The following is a 1,937-nucleotide window of genomic DNA, read 5'->3' on the forward strand; positions in this document are numbered from 1 at the left end:
ACACATAGAAGCTGGATTATTAAGAGGCTGAATAAAGCCATTATCCGCCAAACCGAGAACAATTTGGCTCAGTGAGATAACACACATCTATTATTTTTTTATAATATATTTTCAGCTACCAACTGCTGTAACAAATCAATATGCGCTGATTGGTCATTTAATGCCGGGATATATTCGAACTTTTCTCCGCCCGCTTTTAGAAATATCCCACGGTTCTGTTGTTTGATTTCTTCTAAGGTTTCTAAACAGTCGGCGGCAAATCCTGGGCAAATAACTTGAATATGTTTCACCCCTTGAGCCGGTAATTTTTTTAACGTTTTATCGGTATAGGGCATTAACCAAGGCTCACGACCAAAGCGTGATTGATAGGCCATAATCATTTTATCTTCTGACCAAGGTGTTAAAGCAGCGCTCAGCGCACGGAAGGTATGTTCACAACAATGTGGATAATCATCACCCAGTTTCGCATAACGTTTAGGAATACCATGAAACGAAAGCATTAATTTATCTGGTTGGCCATGTTGATTAAATGAACGTTCAACACTTTGTTTTAACGCATTAATATAAGCTGGATGCTCGGCATAATCACGGATAAATTGAATCGAGGGTAGACGTCGGTAGCTTTTTAAAATATTGGCAACCGCGTCCCAAGCGGCAGCACTGGTTGTCGCGGAGTATTGTGGATAAAGTGGCAAGATAATGAGTTTAGTCAGGTCGTGTGACAGTAACGTTTTGATCGCCTTGGCTAAACAGGGTGAACCGTAGCTCATGCCTAACTCAACAGGAATATTCGGCAATCTCGCAGCCAAGGCTTTCTGCTGCCGTTGGCTGTAGACGAGCAATGGCGAACCCTCTTCCATCCAGATAGATTGATAAAGTTTAGCCAGGCGGGGCGCACGAAACGGTAAAATCACCGCATGTAACAATGGCCACCATAGCCAAGGAGATCTGTCTATAACTCTGTGATCACTGAGAAATTGTGCCAAATAACGCTTGATAGCAGGCACCGTGGGCATATCAGGCGTACCCAGATTAACCATGAGCACACCAACTTTATTGTGCATTATACCCAATCCTCTTGCTATTCATTATATGACGCATGGCCTACCAATCCCGTCCTATCAGACGAAAAATTAAACAGGACGGAAATGTTAACTATCATTTTTAATTACAGCAACCTTTTATTTAAATATTTAAAGTACCGATAACATTTAAAATGCAAATAACTTGCTGCAAGTTTAATTCAAGTAAATTAAACATCATACTAATTAACCAAGGATGGCTGTGAGTTCATCTCTGATTTCACCGACTTTGTGAGTGCCATCGAGTTTAAAATAATGTGTATTACCAGCAGCGGCCTGCTTACGGTAGTAGGAAAGTAATGGTTCTGTTTGTTGGTGATATTCAACCAGGCGCTGACGTACCGTTGCTTCCTGATCGTCCTTACGTAAAGTAAGTGGCTCACCAGTAATATCGTCTTTATTTTCAATTTTAGGAGGATTGAATCGTAAGTGATAAATACGGCCAGAAGGCGCATGAATACGGCGCCCAGCGATACGTTCAATAATCACTTGGTCGGGAACATCAAATTCCAATACATAATCAATATTGATACCAGCTTCAATGATGGCATCAGCTTGGGAAAGAGTACGAGGAAATCCATCGAGTAAGAAACCGCCTCGGCAATCGGCTTGGCTAATACGTTGCTTTACCAATGCAATGGCCAGTTCGTCAGGAACTAACTTCCCTTCTTCCATGATTTTTTTTGCTTTCACACCGAGCTCGGAATTTGTTTGGACGGCTGTACGTAACATATCACCGGTTGAAATTTGTGGAATAGAGTACTTTTCTACAATGAATTGAGCTTGAGTGCCTTTACCAGCGCCCGGAGCGCCCAGCAGAATGATACGCATTGCGTAAATTCCTTTATTATGTAA

General features: G+C 41.7%; 2 protein-coding genes. Both read right to left on the reverse strand.

Annotated elements, in window-relative coordinates:
• Positions 1–98: 98 nt before the first annotated feature.
• Positions 99–1,067 carry a ferrochelatase gene (gene hemH / locus REG_RS10590; protein ID WP_039909072.1) on the reverse strand — a complete coding sequence of 323 codons (969 nt, stop codon included), beginning with the start codon at positions 1,065–1,067 and terminating at the stop codon, positions 99–101.
• A 201-nt stretch (positions 1,068–1,268) separates the two neighbouring features.
• Positions 1,269–1,913 carry an adenylate kinase gene (adk, locus tag REG_RS10595; protein ID WP_039909070.1) on the reverse strand — a complete coding sequence of 215 codons (645 nt, stop codon included), beginning with the start codon at positions 1,911–1,913 and terminating at the stop codon, positions 1,269–1,271.
• Positions 1,914–1,937 lie beyond the last annotated feature (24 nt).

It is taken from the genome of Candidatus Regiella insecticola LSR1 (genome assembly GCF_000143625.1).
GTDB lineage: Bacteria > Pseudomonadota > Gammaproteobacteria > Enterobacterales > Enterobacteriaceae > Regiella > Regiella insecticola.